This is a genomic window from Candidatus Saccharimonadales bacterium (assembly GCA_035317825.1).
In the GTDB taxonomy this organism is placed as follows: domain Bacteria; phylum Patescibacteriota; class Saccharimonadia; order Saccharimonadales; family Saccharimonadaceae; genus DATHGB01.
Window position 1 is genome coordinate 15,882 of record DATHGB010000008.1, and the last position, 17,892, is coordinate 33,773.

Sequence of the window (17,892 nt, forward strand, 5' to 3'; positions counted from 1 at the left end):
CTGAACAAAAGGAGGGATATATGGCAAAGTTTAATCAATACACAATGCAAGACCCTGTGACACAGTATTCAAAGATGGATATACCCGAGCAACGACAGATCGAACCAGGTCTTGATGCTGAACTTATTCCAAAAGCAGATCACGGGGAAGAAACATACGAGGGCAGCGGACGATTAAAAGGCAGAAAAGCGCTGATCACTGGAGCCGATTCGGGTATTGGTCGCGCCGTAGCAATCGCTTACGCTCGCGAAGGTGCGGACATCGTACTTAATTACTTACCGAGCGAGGAAGCTGATGCCAAAGAAGTCGTTGCTTTGATTGAAGCAGCAGGCCAAAAAGCGGTTGCGTGTCCTGGTGATATTAGTAATGAGGATTTTTGTAAACAATTAGTTAAAACTGCAGCAAAAGAACTCGGTTCAATTGATATCTTAGTTAATAACGCTGGTAAGCAAATATACGTTGAGTCTCTAGAAGAGTTGACAACCGAGCAGCTACAGCAAACGTACACCGTGAATGTTTTTGCAATGTTTTGGATCACAAAGGCAGCCATAAAACATATGCCAAGGGGTGCGACGATCATCAACACGACGTCCATTCAGGCATATCAGCCGTCGAAAGGGTTGCTAGATTATGCCAGTACCAAAGCAGCAATAGCTAACTTTACTCATGGCCTAGGCAAGCAGCTGGCTTCAAGAGGTATTCGCGTAAATGGTGTGGCGCCAGGGCCAATATGGACTCCGCTTCAACCAAGTTATGGTCAGCCTATGGAAAAACTAACGAAGTTTGGCCAGAGCACTCCCCTCGGACGCGCGGGGCAGCCGGCTGAGCTAGCACCGACTTATGTCTTTTTGGCTTCGCAGGAATCAAGTTATATCACAGGGGAGATTATTGGAGTGACTGGCGGCAATCATCTGCCATAAGTAAGAGAATGCACTAGCTTTCGTCCTCAAAGGACTTATTATCGTATTACATAAATACGGAGCTAGTGCGAGAGGATTGATGCGGGAGTGCGCCTCCGGTCACCGTATGGCAGCCGGGGCGCATCTCCACCACATCAGATGGGACTTGGTGTGATCAAGGTGATAGGCGATGATGTCTCCAGGATCTCACCGTCTTTGTCTAGGATCAACAGAAGCTGCCGATCAGGGTAGAGCTTGATGGTGGACGCCCGAGGGATGTCCTCGCGATTGACGCTCACCCTCTTGAGGGGGAAAGATATCCAGAGTAGAGCATTCTGGTCTCCCGAGCTCGATTCCCTCAGCATCTGCTGGGGCATACCTTCTACCCAGAAGACCTCGTAGTCTTCGCCGCGTGCTGAGAAGGTTAAGACAGGGTTATTCCTGAACTCAGCACGTACGAGAGCTTCTACGAGCTCCGGGAGAGTGTCGCCCAATGCAATAGGGTCACCCATGGTAATCCTCTCGTCTCTCACGTGACGATCACGTGATACTACTATTATGACAATTTGCGGTATGCTCGTCAATTTGAAGAGGCTAAAAATAAATTAGCACTCTCTTGACCCGAGTGCTAATTTTTCATACAATAGATAGAGTAGCACGAGAAAAACGAAAAAGCTTGCGCTGACTACAAGGAGGTTAGATAATAGAACTATGGCAGATGATTTCGCTGAATTTGTTTCACACTTAACGGACAATGCTCGTACTAGTTTGCAGCATGCAGATGCTATTGCACGCGGGTACGGAAGTGCGTATATCGGCACTGAACACTTATTACTTGGTGTTCTTGCTCAGGGTTCCTCGGTCGGGGCGAAAGTACTCGCAGATGCAGGTATTACGCTTGATCGTGCCGAACTTGCTCTTAATTTAACCCCTCGTACTCTTGTTGTTAGCACTGGCGTGAAGGGCCTTTCTGAAACGGCCAAATTAACTCTAAAGATGAGCTGGGAAGTCGCTCAGGAATTCCACCAAGAATTTTTAGGCACCGAGCACATTCTATACAGTATTCTTAGTCAGAAAAATGCCCGTGCAACGGTGCTTCTTCGCGATATGAATGTCGATGTAGCCGAACTGACGAGTGAACTAGAAGAATTCTTTGATCGTCAGCATAACGATTTTCATGATGGATCAGAAACCGGCCAAGATACCAAAACGAAAAAGAAGTCTGGTCGTGGTGGCGCGCTTGAAACATTCGGCACTGACCTGACTGCCAAAGCCAAAGAAGGTGATCTGGATCCTGTTATTGGTCGTGATGGCGAACAAGAACGCATGGTGACTATTCTAAGCCGGCGTACCAAAAATAACCCAGTACTCATTGGTGAGCCTGGCGTCGGTAAAACGGCAATCGTCGAAGGGCTTGCTCAACGTATCGCCCACGAGGATGTTCCCGATCATTTATTAGATAAGCGTGTCATCCAACTTGACCTTGCAGCGATGATTGCTGGTACTAAGTACCGCGGTGAATTTGAAGAACGGCTTAAAAAAGTTGTTGATGAACTGAAATCCCAAAAGAACATCATTATATTTATTGATGAGCTCCATCTACTAGTCGGAGCTGGTGCTGCCGAAGGCGCACTCGATGCTGCCAATATGCTAAAACCTGCCCTAGCGCGCGGCGAACTTCATCTAATTGGGGCAACGACGCTTGACGAATACCGCAAACATATCGAAAAGGACAGTGCATTGGAGCGCCGGTTCCAATCAATTGTCGTACCAGAACCAAATCTAAAAGACACGATAGCTATCATGAAGGGTCTCCGTAGCTATTATGAAAAGCATCACGGAGTCACGATGAGCGACGAAGTACTCGAGGACGCTGTCTACATGGCTGATCGTTATGTTAGTGAACGGTTCATGCCGGATAAAGCAATTGACGTGATTGATGAAGCAGCAGCGTTAGTTCGCGTAAGGTCAGGGCGTAAGCCTAGCAAAGTACGAGACTTTACTAAGCAGCTTAAAAACTTGAACGAGAAGATGGAAGACGCTGTAATAAATGAAGATTACGAACGCGCGGCTCTGTATAAGACTCGTATTAGTCAGATTAGCGTTAAGCTGGAAGAAACAAAAGCCGACTTTGAGAAAAAGACGCCAATCAAGCTAAAGGATGACGATGTTGCACACGCGATTGCAACCATGACGGGTATTCCTGTAAAACGTGTCCAAAAATCTGAAGCAAAATTACTTCGTAACCTTGAAAAGCATTTAGGCAAATTCATTGTTGGACAAGACGAGGCAGTCGAGAAGGTTTCGCGAGCAATCCGCCGAAGCCGAAGTGGCGTCGCAAGCACAAAACGCCCAATCGGATCGTTTGTATTTATGGGGCCGACAGGTGTCGGTAAAACAGAGCTTGCTAAAGTACTCGCCCGTGAAGTATTCGGAAGCGACGATGCGCTAATCAAGATCGATATGAGTGAGTTTGGTGAAAAGCACAATACGAGTCGCTTGCTGGGTGCACCTGCTGGATATGTAGGGTATGAAGATGGCGGTCAGCTAACAGATAAGATTCGTCGTCAGCCGTACAGCGTCGTGCTATTTGATGAGATCGAAAAAGCTCATCCGGAAGTATTCCAGATTCTATTGCAACTTCTTGAAGACGGTAAGCTAACCGATGCAAAGGGCCGAAGTGTTGATTTTGGTAACGCCATAATTATCTTGACCAGCAACCTTGGCGCGGATCGTATGATGAAAGAATCTAGCCTTGGATTCCATGCGAAAAATAAATCTGATAGCAAAAAGCTTGATGTCGCGCATGAAGAAAACGCGGCTGCGGCAAACGAAGCACTCTCACGGATGATGCGTCCCGAGCTAATCAACCGATTTGATTCGGTGGTGACATTTAGGGCGCTTACACGCCGCGAAGTAAGTAAAATCTTCGATAATCTCATTGATGAACTGCAGCAACGCTTAATTCGTAAAGGAATTCATGTTACGATTAAAGCATCAGCTAAACGTTTGTTGATTGATAAGGGTTACAACGAAAAGTTCGGTGCAAGGCCGCTTCGTAGAGCCATTCAAGATGAACTAGAACACCAAATTGCTGACGGAATCTTATCCGGCGAATATGAAAAGGGTAGTGTTCTTGAAGTAAGCACAGGAAAGGGCCAAATCGTTATTAATGTCAGACACGAATCATAGATCCAGCGGTCATGTTTTAGGCATTGTAGCGGCAGTGCTGTCAGTTATGGCAGCACTTTTCCTGTTCGTGAATCGTCAATATGTCGTTGATCAGGTAAATGTTTGGCAGTATCAGCCTACAGACGCGGTGGTGCAGCTATCACAGCGTTCGGGCATGAGTGATACGGGAGAATTTTATTTTTATGCCAGCATTCCTTCGATTGAAAGTACTCAAGTTTTTAATGATAAATGTGGTCGCAAAGAAGAATCAACTGCAATCTTAGGATGCTACACGACGCAAAGAATCTATATTTATGATGTCAAAGACGCTAAACTTGATGGAATCCGAGAGGTGACAGCGGCTCATGAAATGCTTCATGCCACGTACGAACGAATGAGTCCCGGTGAGCGAGCGAAGGTGGATACGCTTCTAGAGGCTGAATATGAAAAACTCAGAAACAATAAGGACTTGGCTGAACGGATGGCATTCTATGCTCGTACCGAACCAGGCGAAAGGGATAATGAACTTCATTCAGTTATTGGTACGGAAGTATCGTCAATCAGTCCTGAACTTGAAGCGCATTACGAAAAATATTTTACTGATCGTCAAAAAGTTGTCGCCTTACATGACAAGTACGCAAGTGTCTTTTTAGATCTGCAACGAAAGAGCAGCGAATTAGTGAGTGAGCTTAAGGCTCTGGGTGATTCAATTGAGGCAGACACGATTATCTATAACTCCGATGTCAGTAAGCTAAACCAAGATATCCAAAGCTTCAATAACCGTGCCAATAACGGAGGTTTTAGCAGTCAAGCGCAGTTTGAAGCAGAACGTGCTAATCTCGAAACGCGAACAAATCAGCTGAACAATCATCGGCAACAAATCAATACGGATGTATCCCGTTACGAGACGTTACGGCAGGAACTAGCATCGATTGCTAGTGAGTCCGAGGCCTTAAACCGTAGTATTGATAGTAGCCTGGCACCGGCGCCTAGTCTATAATAATCGTAATGGCTAAAAGTAGAACTCAATTTATCTGTCAAAACTGTGGTGCTAGTTACCAGAAGTGGACGGGCAAATGTGATAACTGTGGTGAATGGAACACGCTTGTCGAGCAGGCTGTCGTCGGAACGGGCAAATCCGCTGTTTCAAAGAGTGCCACGAGTGGTCACGTTCTCACTCCGCAAACCATGAAATCCATTGCAATTGACGAAGGTCCAAATAGGATGACGACAGGCTATGAGGATCTTGATATGGTTCTTGGCGGTGGAATTCTATCTGGCAGTGTTCTTTTGATGGCGGGTCAGCCCGGTATTGGAAAAAGTACATTGCTTTTGCAAGTTGCAAGTGAAGTCGGTAAGGTTCAACCGGTACTGTATGCGAGTGGTGAGGAATCTGCGAGCCAGGTGAAGTTGCGAGCTGAACGATTAGGGGCAAATACTCGCGAACAACTTCATTTTGTGGCCAGCACAAGCGCCGATGATATTGCGGCAACAATACGTTCGGGCGTCTATAAACTTATTATCATTGATTCAATTCAGACACTGAGTCTCGACGAAATTACGTCTGCACCTGGGACGGTTAGTCAGATCACGAATAGTAGCAATGTGATTATTCGAGCCGCAAAAGAAGCGGGTGCTGCCGTTATACTCGTCGGGCATGTTACGAAAGAAGGCAGTATCGCCGGACCAAAAGTCCTAGAGCACCTAGTCGATGTCGTTCTGCAGTTTGAAGGTGATCGCTACGGTGGTTTTAAGGTGGTACGTGCTGCCAAGAATCGTTTTGGATCAACCAATGAGGCGGCTATTTTTGAGATGTACGAACAAGGCCTTCGTGTGGTTGAAAACCCTTCGGCGGCGCTCCTTGCAGAGCGGCAGAATGCTGACGGATCAGTGGTACTTGCGACACTTGAAGGTACGCGGCCGCTGCTAGTCGAAATCCAAGCGCTTGTAAATCCAACCAACTTCGGGTATCCTAAGCGTACAGCCTCGGGGTTTGACCTGAACCGACTTAATCTTTTGATCGCCGTTCTCGAAAGACGAACAAAACTGAATTTATCGGACAAAGATGTTTACATCAATGTTGTCGGAGGGCTGAAATTAAGCGATCCTGCGGCCGATTTGGCTATTTGTATGGCAATTGCCAGTGCAAGCGCGGGAAGACGTCTAGACGACGGTCTAGTGGTGTTTGGCGAAGTAGGACTAGGCGGAGAGATCCGTAGCGTCCATAGCGTTGATCGCCGCATCGCCGAAGCGAAAAAACTTGGCTTTACCAAAGCTATTGCCCCAAAAACCGCAGGCAAAGACTCATTCATAAAAGGTGTTGGCGATATGCGCCAGGCACTCATAGACTACTTACAAAAATAGTAAAGGAAAAACATAATGGAAATAACACAACTCTTCGTCGTCATTATAGCAATAGCTATCTTGGCAGAAGTAACCTACCTCGTCGTAAAATTACCTCGGCAAAACCTATCCCGCAAACAAGGACGACCAATTTTAGTTGATACATCGGTACTTATCGATGGCCGTATTTTAGCGGTTGCAGAATCTGGTTTTATCGGTGACACGCTCGTCATTCCACGAAGCGTTATCGGCGAACTACAATTTTTAGCAGATCACGCCGACCACGAAAAGCGAGCAAGAGCCCGTCATGGGCTCGATGTCGTGTCAACTCTTCAGCAAATGCCACAGGTGACCGTAGAGATACTACAAGACGGCAGTAAAGCCGAAGAAGGCGTCGACGAACGTTTACTAAAACTCGCGAAGCAATATAACGCTGCGGTATGCACGATTGACTACAATTTAAACAAAGTTGCGGTCGTTGAGGGAATTACCGTCCTTAATGTTAACGAATTAGCCAAAAGCCTTCGAATGGCGTATTTGCCTGGCGAAAAAATGCTACTTGAACTCGTTCAAAAAGGTCAAGATAGTCACCAGGCTGTAGGCTACCTAGCAGACGGAACAATGGTTGTTGTCGAGCATGCTTTCAAATACATCGGGCAGACTGTTGAAATTGAATTTATCCGAAGCTTGCAGACAGCTGCGGGAAAAATGATGTTCGCACGACGTGTTGAAAAACAACAGCCAAACGATAAACCGGCTATAAACAACAAACCTACTGGTAAAAAGCCTCAGCCAAAACCACTTGTTCGTGAACAAAAGCAGCCTCAACAGCAGCAACCTGCTAATAAGCAGCACCAGCCCAAACAAAGGCGTCCGAACAATAAGCCTCGCAGTTCAAGCGATCGCGAAGCCGCACTTATTGATCTTGTTGAAAAGTCATAGACATAATCAATAACAACTAAAAAATGACCTCCGCTAGGGAGGTCATTTTTAACGTCTAGGACGCCTGACGTCAGGGCGCTGTATACTGAAGTGAATTAGCTCCGGTGTAGTAGCCTTCATCCATTACTGTCGAGGCGACAGTATGTGCGTTCTTATCGTTAAATTTATATGTTGCGTCGTATGTTCCGCTCGCGCTCGCTGGTAGAGTCGCGATCACGGTACCGTCTACTGATACTTGAATTTCTTTGAGGTTAAAGGTGCCTTTGACTGCACTGATGCTTATTTTGCCGCCGCTAACGCTGATTGTGCCAATACTAGGTTTGCTGTCGTCACACTTGTGCGCATCATCATCTTTCGTCGCGTCATACCCATCTGGCGCAGTGTAGACATCAGTCTTTGTGACAGGATCGGTTGATTTGTTCACATCAACATCGATCTTTGCATCCGCTGGCGTACAGGCGGTAGCTTTCTTTTTTGAGACTTTATCAAATGTTATTTTTGCGTTTGCCTTACTTTGATTTTTGTCATACCAAGAAGGGTAAAGCTCGCCATTGATTTTCTGAACCCCAGCCGGCTGCGTAAACCAATCATTAGGTTTCCATCTGCCATCCGTGCCGTATATGTCTTGGTGAACATAGCGCATCACCGCGTCGATAATTGGACCAGGCAAAGTCGAGTTACCACTTTTTAGAGGTGTCGTGTCTGGATTACCCAACCACACGCCCATCGTGACAGCGGGGCTATAGGTCATTTCCCAAAGGTCTTTGGCTTTGTCGCCACCAAAGTCAGACGTACCCGTCTTTGACGCTGTCTTAATGCCAGTGTTCCCGTAGCTAAGTCCCGTGGTGATGTTTCCGAATAGCGGACGCCTAGCATTTGCATCCGTCAGGATATCACTAAGGATATAGGTAACTTGAGGATCGATGACTTGTTTGCTTTCATCTTTCCATTTTTTAAGTACGTCGCCTTGGCTATTTTTAACTTCTAAAATACTCGTAGTTGGTTTATAGACTCCGCTTCGAGCTAACGTAGCGAAAGCGTTCACATGATCAATTTGACGAGTACCACACCCACCAATTGCAGATGATAGATTGGCTTGAGCATCCGCACCCTGTGTACAGTATTGCGTATCCCCAGCAGCTCGTATCATTTCCCATGTAGGCTTAACACCCGAAGCGGCCATAGCTTTAATTGCCGGAATGTTACGCGAGGTAGCTAGGCTTTGACGGATGTTTATATTACCCCTAAAACCTTTGTCTGCGTTGTTTGGCGTGTAGTTGCCAGGGAACGTTGTTTTAGTATCGGAAAGAATCGAACCACTTCCGTAGTTTGGCTGACCTGCAGGTTTTTGCGAGAATAGCTCGGCATATACAAGTGGCTTAATGCTCGAACCTGGTTGAATGAACGCAAGCGCTGCGTTGTCTTGACCATATCCGGGGTAGTCAAAACTGCGACTTCCCATCATTGCAATAATTTGACCCGTGGCATTGTCTTCTACTGTTCCAGCACCATTACTAAAGCCATTCACAGCAGGTGTAGATGAAGTAAACATTTTCGTCATTGCTTCTTCAAGCTTGTTCTGTACGCGGACATCGAGCGTTGTTTTGATAGTTAGTCCGCCACGTCCTACGGTTGCTTTGCCCAGTTCTTTTTCAAGATCACTCCGAACCATTTGCACGAAGTGGGGTGCTTTGATACCGTCAAACTGATCGGTGACAGATTTGATGTTATCAATGATCGGATATTTTTTTGCTTCATCAGCCTGTGCCTGGGTAATATACTTTTGCTCGACCATGCCATCAAGAACTTTATGTTGACGAGCAATAAGTGCTTCGTGCCCGGCAATATTATACGGATCATAAAGTCCTGGTTGATTAGGAATAGCAGCAAGAAGCGCAGCTTCGGGCAGTGTTAGGTCCTTTGACGACTTGCCAAAGTAGGTCTGAGCACCGGATTCTACGCCGTTACGCCGACCCCCGTATGGTGATTCATTAAGATAAAGATCAAGAATTTGCTCTTTGTTATACATACGTTCAACTTCGATAGCCAAGATCATTTCTTTGATCTTGCGCGGAATTCCATTTAGTCCTCGCTTTTGAGCTTCATCTGCAAAGAATACCTGTTTGACTAGCTGTTGGGTTAGTGTGGATCCACCTTGGATGCTTCCACCGTTGGCATTGTTTGCGAGTGAGCGGAAAATGCCCGTCACGCTTACTCCGCCATGCTTATAAAAATCTTTGTCCTCAATCGCAATCGTAGCTTGTTTCATGTATTGATTGATATCTTTACCGTCAACAACGAGTTTGTAATCACCATCACCTTTGTCTTCCCAGAGAAGCTGGCCATTACGATCGTAGTATTTAGAAACCGTTGTCGTGACACGTTTTGCAAGCTCGCCTGGACGAATTGCGTCAAGATCTTTCCGGTAATAGGCAAATAGCGCACCAACGGCAAGAACCATCAATAAGATACCGATACCGGCAACTTTGAGGGCCATGATGCCACCTTTCTTACTAAGCCAGTATCCCCAGAATCGTTTTGGGTGAAGTCGGTAAAGAATTCTTTTTAAGGGATGTTTTGGCAGGCTTGCAAGGTACTCGGCTTTTTTACGAGCGTTAGCATCCTTTTTAGTTTTGCGCTTGTGCGTTAAGTTCGAGTACACGCTCATGCTGCGTGATTTGTTTGGTTTTTTAGCCACGTCGTATTGTTTCCCATAAGCAGTATTACGCTCCATTATAGCATTTTTTTCGCATGCAAGGGGTTTATTTTTCTGGTATACTAGCCCCAGTAATAACAGATAGGAGACAGGAATGACACTTTCCGAAGAACTGCAGTGGCGGGGATTTGTTAATCAAACCACGTTCAAAGATTTGACCGAACTAGACGGAACTCCTATTTCTTTCTATTGGGGCGTTGATCCAAGCGCAGACAGTATGACTATTGGTAACTTTGCGGCTGCAATGATGGTTCGTCATTTTATTGATCACGGGCATAAAGCCTTTCTCCTAGTGGGCGGCGCGACCGGGATGATCGGCGACCCAGACGGTAAAGCTGATGAACGCAATCTAAAAACACTCGATGAGATTGCTAAAAACAAAGCTGGCATCGCAGCTCAATACAGTCAGATTTTTAACGGCAAAGATTTTAAGATAGTTGATAACTACGATTGGTTTCAAGGCATTGGCTACCTTGATTTTCTTCGCAACGTTGGTAAGCACGTTCCAATGAGTCAGATGCTCGGACGTGAATTCGTACAATCCCGGCTAGGCGAAAGCGGCGCAGGTATTAGTTACGCTGAATTTAGTTACTCGCTTATTCAGGGCTACGATTTCGTGCATCTTAATCGTGAATACGGTGTTACGCTGCAAGTTTGCGGTGCCGATCAATGGGGTAATTCAATTGCCGGAGTCGATCTTATTCGTCGGCTTGAAGGTCGTGAAGCACATGTATACTCAACGCCGCTGGTTATCAACAAGGCGACAGGAATGAAGTTTGGCAAGTCAGAAGGAGGTGCCGTCTGGTTGGATCCAAAAAAGACGAGCGTCTACAAGTTTTACCAGTTCTGGCTAAATGTCGATGACGAAGGCGCGATTGATTACGCGAAAATATTTACCCTACAAACGCGTGAACGAATCGAAGAGCTTGCCGCTGAGCAAAAGGCGAATCCAGCACTGCGTCCTGTTCAGAAGGCGCTCGCTCGTGAGGTAACGACGCTTGTCCACGGCAAAGAGCGAATGGAATCTGTTGCGCGTGTTACGGACGTTCTTTTTGGAAGTGGTGACTTTAAGGAATTGCACGATGCCGATATTGAAGCGCTCGCAGGCGAGATTCCTGCTGTCGATGCTGGGAAAAGTGTCGTAGAAATTTTGGTTGAATCTAATGTAGCCGCAAGTAACGGTGAAGCACGTCGTCTTATTTTGGGCGGGGCAATTACATTGAATGACGAAAAATTAAGTGATGACCGACAGGTTAATGAACTTTCTCTTATTAAAAAAGGCAAAAACAACTTTATCCTAGTGCGCTAAATTTGATATAATAAAATCTCGACATAAGCAAAATTTAGGAGAATCCATGTCACAGACTGAAGTGATCCGCCAAAACCTTTCCACTGGAGCTGCGAAAAATGTTATCGCTTGGCTAGAAGAGCCAAAATACGAAGAATATCGCGACGAATTACAAGAGTTAATCGACGCCGAAAAGTGGCAAGAACTCGAAGACGGGTTCTTTAAGGTACTTGAGTTTGGAACCGCTGGGCGCAGGGGTACAACAGGTATCGGTTCGAATCGTATCAACAGAGTAACGATTGGAGAATCTGCGCAGGCTCTTTGCGTGTATGCGCACTCATTTGACGAAACAGCTCCTAAAAAAGGTATTGTGATTGCCTGTGACACGCGTCTTAGCTCTCCAGAGCTTAGCCAGTACGCGGCTCAAGTATGTGCCGCAAATGGCTTCAAGACCTATTTATTTGAGAATTTTCGTTCGACGCCCGAACTTAGTTTCGCGGTACGAGAACTTAATGCTGCTGCCGGTATTGTTATCAGTGCCAGCCACAACCCTCCTATGGATAATGGGTTTAAAGCGTACTGGTCAGATGGTGGTCAGCTCGTCTCTCCTCACGACAAAGGTGTTCTAGCAGTGGCTGAAGATCTACGCGAAATTCACAAAGTTGATTTTAGCGAAGCGATAAACGATGGCCTCATTGAAATTATTGGCAAAAAAGTTGACGATGCCTACATACGGGCAGTAGTGGATCAGGCCGAGGGGACAGACAGAGACGTAAATATTGTCTATTCACCACTTCATGGTGCTGGACAGACCAGTGTTCTGCCATCTCTTCGTGCAGCCGGCTTCACTTCTATTTCAGTCGTACAAGACCAGATGACCCCTGACGGCAATTTTCCAACCATAGAAGGTAGTAGGGCTAACCCTGAAGACAAAGCCGCAAACGACCGCGCAATTGCTCAGATGGTGGCCGAAAAAGCAGATATCGCTATTACGAACGACCCAGATGCAGACCGCATTGGCGTTATGGTCCGTCAGGGAGATGATGTTAAATACCTCAGCGGTAACCAGTCGGCAGTACTTGCAGCGGATTTTGCTTTAAAACAAAAGCAGAAAAATGGGACGTTGACCCCAAAGCATTTTATTGCTAAAACGATTGTCACGACTGATATGCTGACGGCGATTGCTGATAAATATGATATTAAAATGTATACGAACATGCTCATCGGCTTTAAATATATCGGCGCATTAGTGAAAGAAAAAGAAAACACCGATGAAATTTTTGTTATGGGCGGCGAAGAAAGCTATGGGCTAGTAAAAGGTACGTATGCCCGCGATAAAGACGGTGCAACAGGAGCGCTGCCACTTGCTGAATATGCAGCCGAACTCAAAAAAGAAGGCAAAACCCTTTACGATCGACTTATCGAACTCTTTTTGGAACACGGTCTTTACATGGAACACCTCAGCAATGCTTTTTTCAGGGGCGCGAGCGGCTTTGATACTATGCAATCCGTTATGGCTGATCTCCGAAAATCGCCACCAGCCGAAATTGGCGGTCATCCCGTCACCGCTATTCTTGACTACCAGAGTCTTGTTCGTCGTGATCTTACAATAGGTAAAGAGACGTCGATTGACTGTGTTGCCGGTAATGTTATCGTCCTGGAACTCGGCGAACCGCGTCGACGCGTGACGATCCGTCCAAGTGGAACCGAGCCGAAGCTTAAATTTTACTCGCAGTGGCATGAAGAAGCGGAAGAGGACATTCCTGCTCAGTACGATCGCCTGAAAGACCAACTTGAAGAACTTGGTCGCGAGCTTGAAGGAATGCTGCTAGAAGATTAGTGAGCTTGTCTCGATTTCAAAGACGATCTGCTGTTAGTATAAGAACATGAATCTTGTATCTTCCTTGGAAAAGGTAAAAGGTGTAGGAGCCAAAACTGCCGAGCAGTTTGCTTTGGCTGGACTTCATACCGTTGACGATCTTTTGAATTTCTTGCCGCGTACGCACGAGGATTTTTCGCAGATTGTTAAAATTGCCGATATCCATCCGGGCAAGATGACGATCAAGGCACGCTGCGAAAAAATTAGTACGCGTCCCGTTAGGCGAGGCCTGCGAATTACAACGGCAACACTCGTTGATGATAGCGGTAAGCTGCAGGCAGTTTGGTTTAACCAGCCATACCGGACGACACAACTAGCATCAAGCGACGACGAATTCTTTTTTTCGGGTGAGTTTGAATTTAACTACAATAAATACCAGTTGACGAATCCTGGTGCTGAAAAAGTCAGTGACATGCCAGTTCAGACAGACCGTCTTTTGCCTGTCTATAGGGCGATCAAGGGTCTAAAAACACAGCTAGTACGCAAGATTCTAGCTGAACTCCGGCCCTTAATCACCATGCTGCCCGAAACACTTCCAGAGAGAATTATTAAAGAAGAGAACCTTTTGTCGCGATCAGATGCGCTTTTGGGGATGCACTTTCCTAAAACGCCCGATGATATAACCAGAGCTCGCGAACGTCTCGCCTTTGAAGAGTTATTCCAACTTCTTTTGGCAAGCCAATTCAATCGCCAAGACAATGCCAAATTGACAGGGTGGCATATTCCATTTAGCCAAAAAGTTGTGGCGGATTTTGTTTCAGAGCTTCCATTTGCATTAACGGGCGCTCAGCGTCTTGCTGCATGGGAAATTATCCAAGATTTTGAACGGAAAACACCAATGAACCGCTTACTTCAAGGTGATGTGGGATCGGGTAAGACCGTTGTCGCTGGCCTAGCCGCCCGTCAAGCCGCTCACGAGGGTTTCCAGACGGCACTAATGGCGCCAACCGAAATACTAGCATCACAACACGCCGAAACGCTGCGGAAGCTGTTGACGCCGTTTGGAGTTACTGTCGGACTATTGACCGGAAGCGTCAAGGGCGTTGCGCGAAAAACGCTATATGAACATATTAAAAACGGTGAGGTGCAGCTGGCCGTAGGAACGCATGCCCTTATTCAGGAAACGGTTGAATTTCATAAATTAGGATTTGTCGTTATAGACGAGCAACATCGTTTTGGCGTTGCCCAGCGCCAAGCGCTTCTCAAAAAAGGTGGCCATATGCCTCATATGCTGGCTATGACGGCAACGCCTATTCCCCGAAGCCTTGCGCTAACTGTTTACGGAGAACTTGATGTCAGTATCTTGAACGAGCTACCAAAAGGACGTAAACCAATTGCTACGAAAATTTGGTCGCCTAACAGCCGGGCACAGTTATATGAAAAAATTGATGTCGAAATTAAATCTGGCCGTCAGGCGTATGTTATCTGTAGTTTGATCGACGAGAATCCTGATAATGAAGTGAAGAGTGTTACGGCAGAATACAAAAAGCTTCAGAACTCAATTTTTAAGCACCGTCGAATCGGACTGCTGCACGGTAAACTAAAATCCGAAGAAAAAGACGCCGTTATGAGTAAGTTTGCCAAGGGCGAGCTGGATATTTTGGTGAGTACGACAGTGGTTGAAGTTGGCGTGGATGTTCCCAATGCTACGGTCATGCTGGTTGAAGACGCCGATCGGTTCGGGCTTAGCCAATTACACCAGCTACGCGGTCGCGTGGGACGTTCACATCATCAAAGTTACTGCTACCTTGTAACGAGCGACAGCAGCAAACCAACCCAGCGCCTGCGTGAAGTTGAAAAATCTAACGACGGGTTTTACTTAGCCGAAGTTGACCTGCGGCTACGTGGTCCAGGTGAAATTTATGGCCGCGCACAACACGGTGCTCTTAATTTACAAATCGCAACTTTATCTGATACGAAACTCATTGCACGTGCCAGCAGGCAGGCCAAGAAGTTCGTGGAGGGCGCAGACGATCTGTTACAATATAAACAATTGGCAGCGCAAGTGAAGTATTATCAGCGTTTGACCACATTAAACTAAAAATATGTATTCTGGGACAACTTTTCGAACAAAATCGGGCCGCATGATGGGTGTGCACCAAAAAATTGACCGTGTCTCTCGCCGTCAGATTACAAAGTTCCTCCCAAAAAAGAACGAGTTTCCTCTGGTACACGACATTTTGCATTTCGAAGGAGCAAATGGCCCAGATGGCATTAAACGCAAAAGTCCAGGCCGTGACGAACCATGGCACTATATTGATCCAACCAATCCTGATGACACGGCAATCGTAGGGATGATTAACGACCATATCATTAACTTGGCCGAAGCTCTAAAGTCGCATAATCATGAACGGGCCGCATTTGAAGCGGCGTGGATGGCGCATGCAATTGTTGATGGCCTGACGCCGGCACACCACTATCCACTGAGTGATAAAATCGAAGAATTATGGGGCAAATCCCACACGGAGCGTCTTACTATCCGGGATAAAAACCTTATCCGTGGCAAAAATAGACGCGATACTATTTCAAAAAACTGGCAATATTGGGGAAGTGGCGGTGTCTTCACGGCACACTTCATGTTTGAATTCGGCGTCGCGTCAACAATCGCGCCATTGAAGTTTGAAGAAGATTGTATTCATAACGATGATATCGTACAGCTAAACGAGCGCGGGTTCGAAACGCTTTTTCTTGAAGCCGTTCATAAAATCGATGATTTGAAAATGTACGATGAATTTGGCTATAAGGGATGGACCAGACAGCTTGCAAATCGCACCCGCCGAGTTTTAGTACCAGAAATGATCAGGCTGGTTGTGCTTGGCTGGTATCAGGCAGCCCTTTTGGCGGATAAAAAATAGATGAACATCAGGATTATCAGCGGCAAGTTTGGTGGCCGCAAGATCGAAGCCCCTGATAATACGCGCACGCATCCTATGGGCGAGCGTATTCGTAACGCAATGTTTAATAGTATCGGTAGTGAAGTCGTCGGTACGGAAGTCCTGGACGCATTTGCCGGCACGGGCTCGATCGGGCTAGAGGCGTTAAGCCGCGGTGCTAAATCGGCGACGTTTATTGAACGTGATACTATTGCTGCTAAAATTTTAGCAAAAAACGTGACAACACTTGCCGCCGAAGACCAAGTGACAATTATTCGCACGAGCGTTTTAAATTGGATTGAAAATAGCAATCCGGAGCAATTTGATCTGATCTTTGCAGATCCTCCGTATGATGATCCACAGTTTTCCACAGGCTTGCGTTTACTAGGACTATTAAAACCAGGTGGACTTATGATATTATCACATCCAGGTGGAAGTGAGGTTCCGACCAAACCAGGAGTTGTTGTGGTGGACAATCGTAGTTATGGGAACGCAAACCTCACTTTCTACCGCCGAGATGACGCTTAAAGCGTCTTTTTTATTTAGTCTAATCTTTTATAAAAAAGCAGCCCCCGAAATTTCTTCCGGGGGAGCGATCATAACGTAGGACTGTTATAACGTGATTATAGCAGGAATATGGATTGAATACAAGGAGAGATTGCCGCTTCACTTTGTTTCTTTCACTTCGCGACCCAGCACGCTGTTTGTTTACGGATAGATAGCGGAGGTTCAAGTTTGGTTTCGAGTGATCAAATAAAAAAGACGTCCTACGGATGTCTTTTTTATTTGGTACGCGAGAGAGGACTTGAACCTCCACGCCCAAAGGGCACTAGCTCCTAAGGCTAGCGTGTCTACCAATTCCACCACTCGCGCTTACTCTGTAGATTATATCAAATAATATCCCATAGATAAAGCTGTAAAATTATGACGCTTGTGCTATCATAAAGAAAACAGCCACAAGGGTTAGAGGGAAAGGGTATATGAGTAAGGTTGCTGCGTATCTGCAAGAGCATATTCTAGGTGAAGTAACGACAAATTCGGCAATATTAAACGCCATGAGTCATGACGGTAGTGTGCTTGAAATTACCCCTGAAATGGTAATTTACCCCAGGGTAACAAACGACATTCGTAAAGTTGCTCGTTTTGCGTGGCAGCTTGCTGAAAAGGGCCATGTTCTTCCTGTGACTACCAGGGGAAGTGGCAGCAGTACAACGGGTGCGGCGATCGGCCGGGGTATTATTCTCGTCACGCCTGCCCATATGAACCGTATCTTTGAATTTGATGCCAAACAAAAACTTGTACGGCTGCAACCTGGAACGCCAGCCAGCACCGTTAATGAGGCATTATTACTTCACGGCACAGCTATCCCCGCACTCGTCGGTTTGTCGCAGCATACAACCATCGGCGGCGTCATTGCAAATGACAGCGTAGGTTTTTTATCGGGTAGTCGGGGTGATATAGGCGCGTGGGTTCATCAGTTGGAAGTAGTACTTGCTAACGGTGATGTTCTTCAAACGGGACGCATAAGCAAGCGGGAATTAAACAAAAAGAAAGGCCTTCAAACGTTTGAAGGCGAAATCTACCGCAGTCTTGATAACCTCATCGAGGACAGCCAAGAAGTGATCAACGGCAAGCTACTGAGCGATATCCGCGACAATGTCGGCTATAGTCCGATCACAAGGGTCAAACGAAAAGATGGATCGTTCGACCTAACTCCGCTTATCGTAGGAAGCCAAGGAACGCTTGGAATTATTTCAGAAATGATTATGAAGAACGAATTC

The 17,892-nt window shown here is 46.3% G+C and carries 13 protein-coding genes and 1 tRNA gene; 11 read left to right on the top strand and 3 right to left on the bottom strand.

Features of this window, described 5'->3' with window-relative positions:
- Positions 1 to 20 precede the first annotated feature (20 nt).
- Complete coding sequence (locus VK497_00660; GenBank protein ID HMI08893.1) at positions 21 to 920, top strand: SDR family oxidoreductase; 900 nt, start codon at positions 21 to 23, stop codon at positions 918 to 920.
- A gap of 134 nt (positions 921 to 1,054) precedes the next feature.
- Here the strand turns inward: VK497_00660 and VK497_00665 are convergent, their stop codons facing one another.
- A complete protein-coding gene (locus VK497_00665) occupies positions 1,055 to 1,411 on the bottom strand; it encodes a hypothetical protein (GenBank protein HMI08894.1) in 357 nt (118 codons plus the stop codon).
- Between the two features lie 199 nt (positions 1,412 to 1,610).
- Between VK497_00665 and VK497_00670 the strand changes: the two genes are divergently transcribed.
- From VK497_00670 to VK497_00685, 4 genes are read left to right on the top strand one after another with little or no spacing between them, the layout of a single operon-like run.
- Positions 1,611 to 4,091 carry an ATP-dependent Clp protease ATP-binding subunit gene (locus tag VK497_00670; GenBank protein HMI08895.1) on the top strand — a complete coding sequence of 827 codons (2,481 nt, stop codon included), beginning with the start codon at positions 1,611 to 1,613 and terminating at the stop codon, positions 4,089 to 4,091.
- The gene (locus VK497_00675; GenBank protein HMI08896.1) at positions 4,072 to 5,070 is read left to right on the top strand and encodes a hypothetical protein; all 999 of its coding nucleotides are present in this window, start codon (positions 4,072 to 4,074) and stop codon (positions 5,068 to 5,070) included. The genes VK497_00670 and VK497_00675 overlap by 20 nt, the downstream gene beginning before the upstream one ends.
- An 8-nt stretch (positions 5,071 to 5,078) precedes the next feature.
- Positions 5,079 to 6,434, top strand: coding sequence for a DNA repair protein RadA (gene radA, locus VK497_00680; GenBank protein ID HMI08897.1), 1,356 nt, complete (start codon positions 5,079 to 5,081; stop codon positions 6,432 to 6,434).
- 15 nt (positions 6,435 to 6,449) lie between these two features.
- Complete coding sequence (locus VK497_00685; GenBank protein ID HMI08898.1) at positions 6,450 to 7,355, top strand: PIN domain-containing protein; 906 nt, start codon at positions 6,450 to 6,452, stop codon at positions 7,353 to 7,355.
- Positions 7,356 to 7,425: 70 nt separating this feature from the next.
- Here the strand turns inward: VK497_00685 and VK497_00690 are convergent, their stop codons facing one another.
- Positions 7,426 to 10,053 carry a transglycosylase domain-containing protein gene (locus tag VK497_00690; GenBank protein ID HMI08899.1) on the bottom strand — a complete coding sequence of 876 codons (2,628 nt, stop codon included), beginning with the start codon at positions 10,051 to 10,053 and terminating at the stop codon, positions 7,426 to 7,428.
- A gap of 112 nt (positions 10,054 to 10,165) precedes the next feature.
- Between VK497_00690 and tyrS the strand changes: the two genes are divergently transcribed.
- The 5 genes from tyrS to rsmD are packed head-to-tail and all read left to right on the top strand — an operon-like array spanning position 10,166 to position 16,639.
- Entirely contained in the window at positions 10,166 to 11,380 is a 1,215-nt protein-coding gene (gene tyrS, locus VK497_00695) for a tyrosine--tRNA ligase (GenBank protein ID HMI08900.1), read from the top strand.
- A 46-nt stretch (positions 11,381 to 11,426) separates the two neighbouring features.
- Positions 11,427 to 13,199 (top strand): hypothetical protein, encoded by a 1,773-nt coding sequence (locus VK497_00700; GenBank protein HMI08901.1) that lies wholly within the window; start codon positions 11,427 to 11,429, stop codon positions 13,197 to 13,199.
- Between the two features lie 46 nt (positions 13,200 to 13,245).
- Complete coding sequence (gene recG, locus VK497_00705; GenBank protein ID HMI08902.1) at positions 13,246 to 15,279, top strand: ATP-dependent DNA helicase RecG; 2,034 nt, start codon at positions 13,246 to 13,248, stop codon at positions 15,277 to 15,279.
- A 4-nt stretch (positions 15,280 to 15,283) separates the two neighbouring features.
- Positions 15,284 to 16,093, top strand: a complete 810-nt coding sequence (locus VK497_00710; GenBank protein ID HMI08903.1) for a hypothetical protein — start codon at positions 15,284 to 15,286, stop codon at positions 16,091 to 16,093.
- Positions 16,094 to 16,639, top strand: coding sequence for a 16S rRNA (guanine(966)-N(2))-methyltransferase RsmD (gene rsmD, locus VK497_00715; protein ID HMI08904.1), 546 nt, complete (start codon positions 16,094 to 16,096; stop codon positions 16,637 to 16,639).
- Positions 16,640 to 16,898: 259 nt separating this feature from the next.
- Here the strand turns inward: rsmD and VK497_00720 are convergent.
- Positions 16,899 to 16,984: transfer RNA gene (locus VK497_00720), tRNA-Leu, on the bottom strand.
- 107 nt (positions 16,985 to 17,091) lie between these two features.
- Between VK497_00720 and VK497_00725 the strand changes: the two genes are divergently transcribed.
- Positions 17,092 to 17,892 (top strand): FAD-binding oxidoreductase (locus VK497_00725; GenBank protein HMI08905.1); only part of this gene is annotated, 801 nt, incomplete at its 3' end.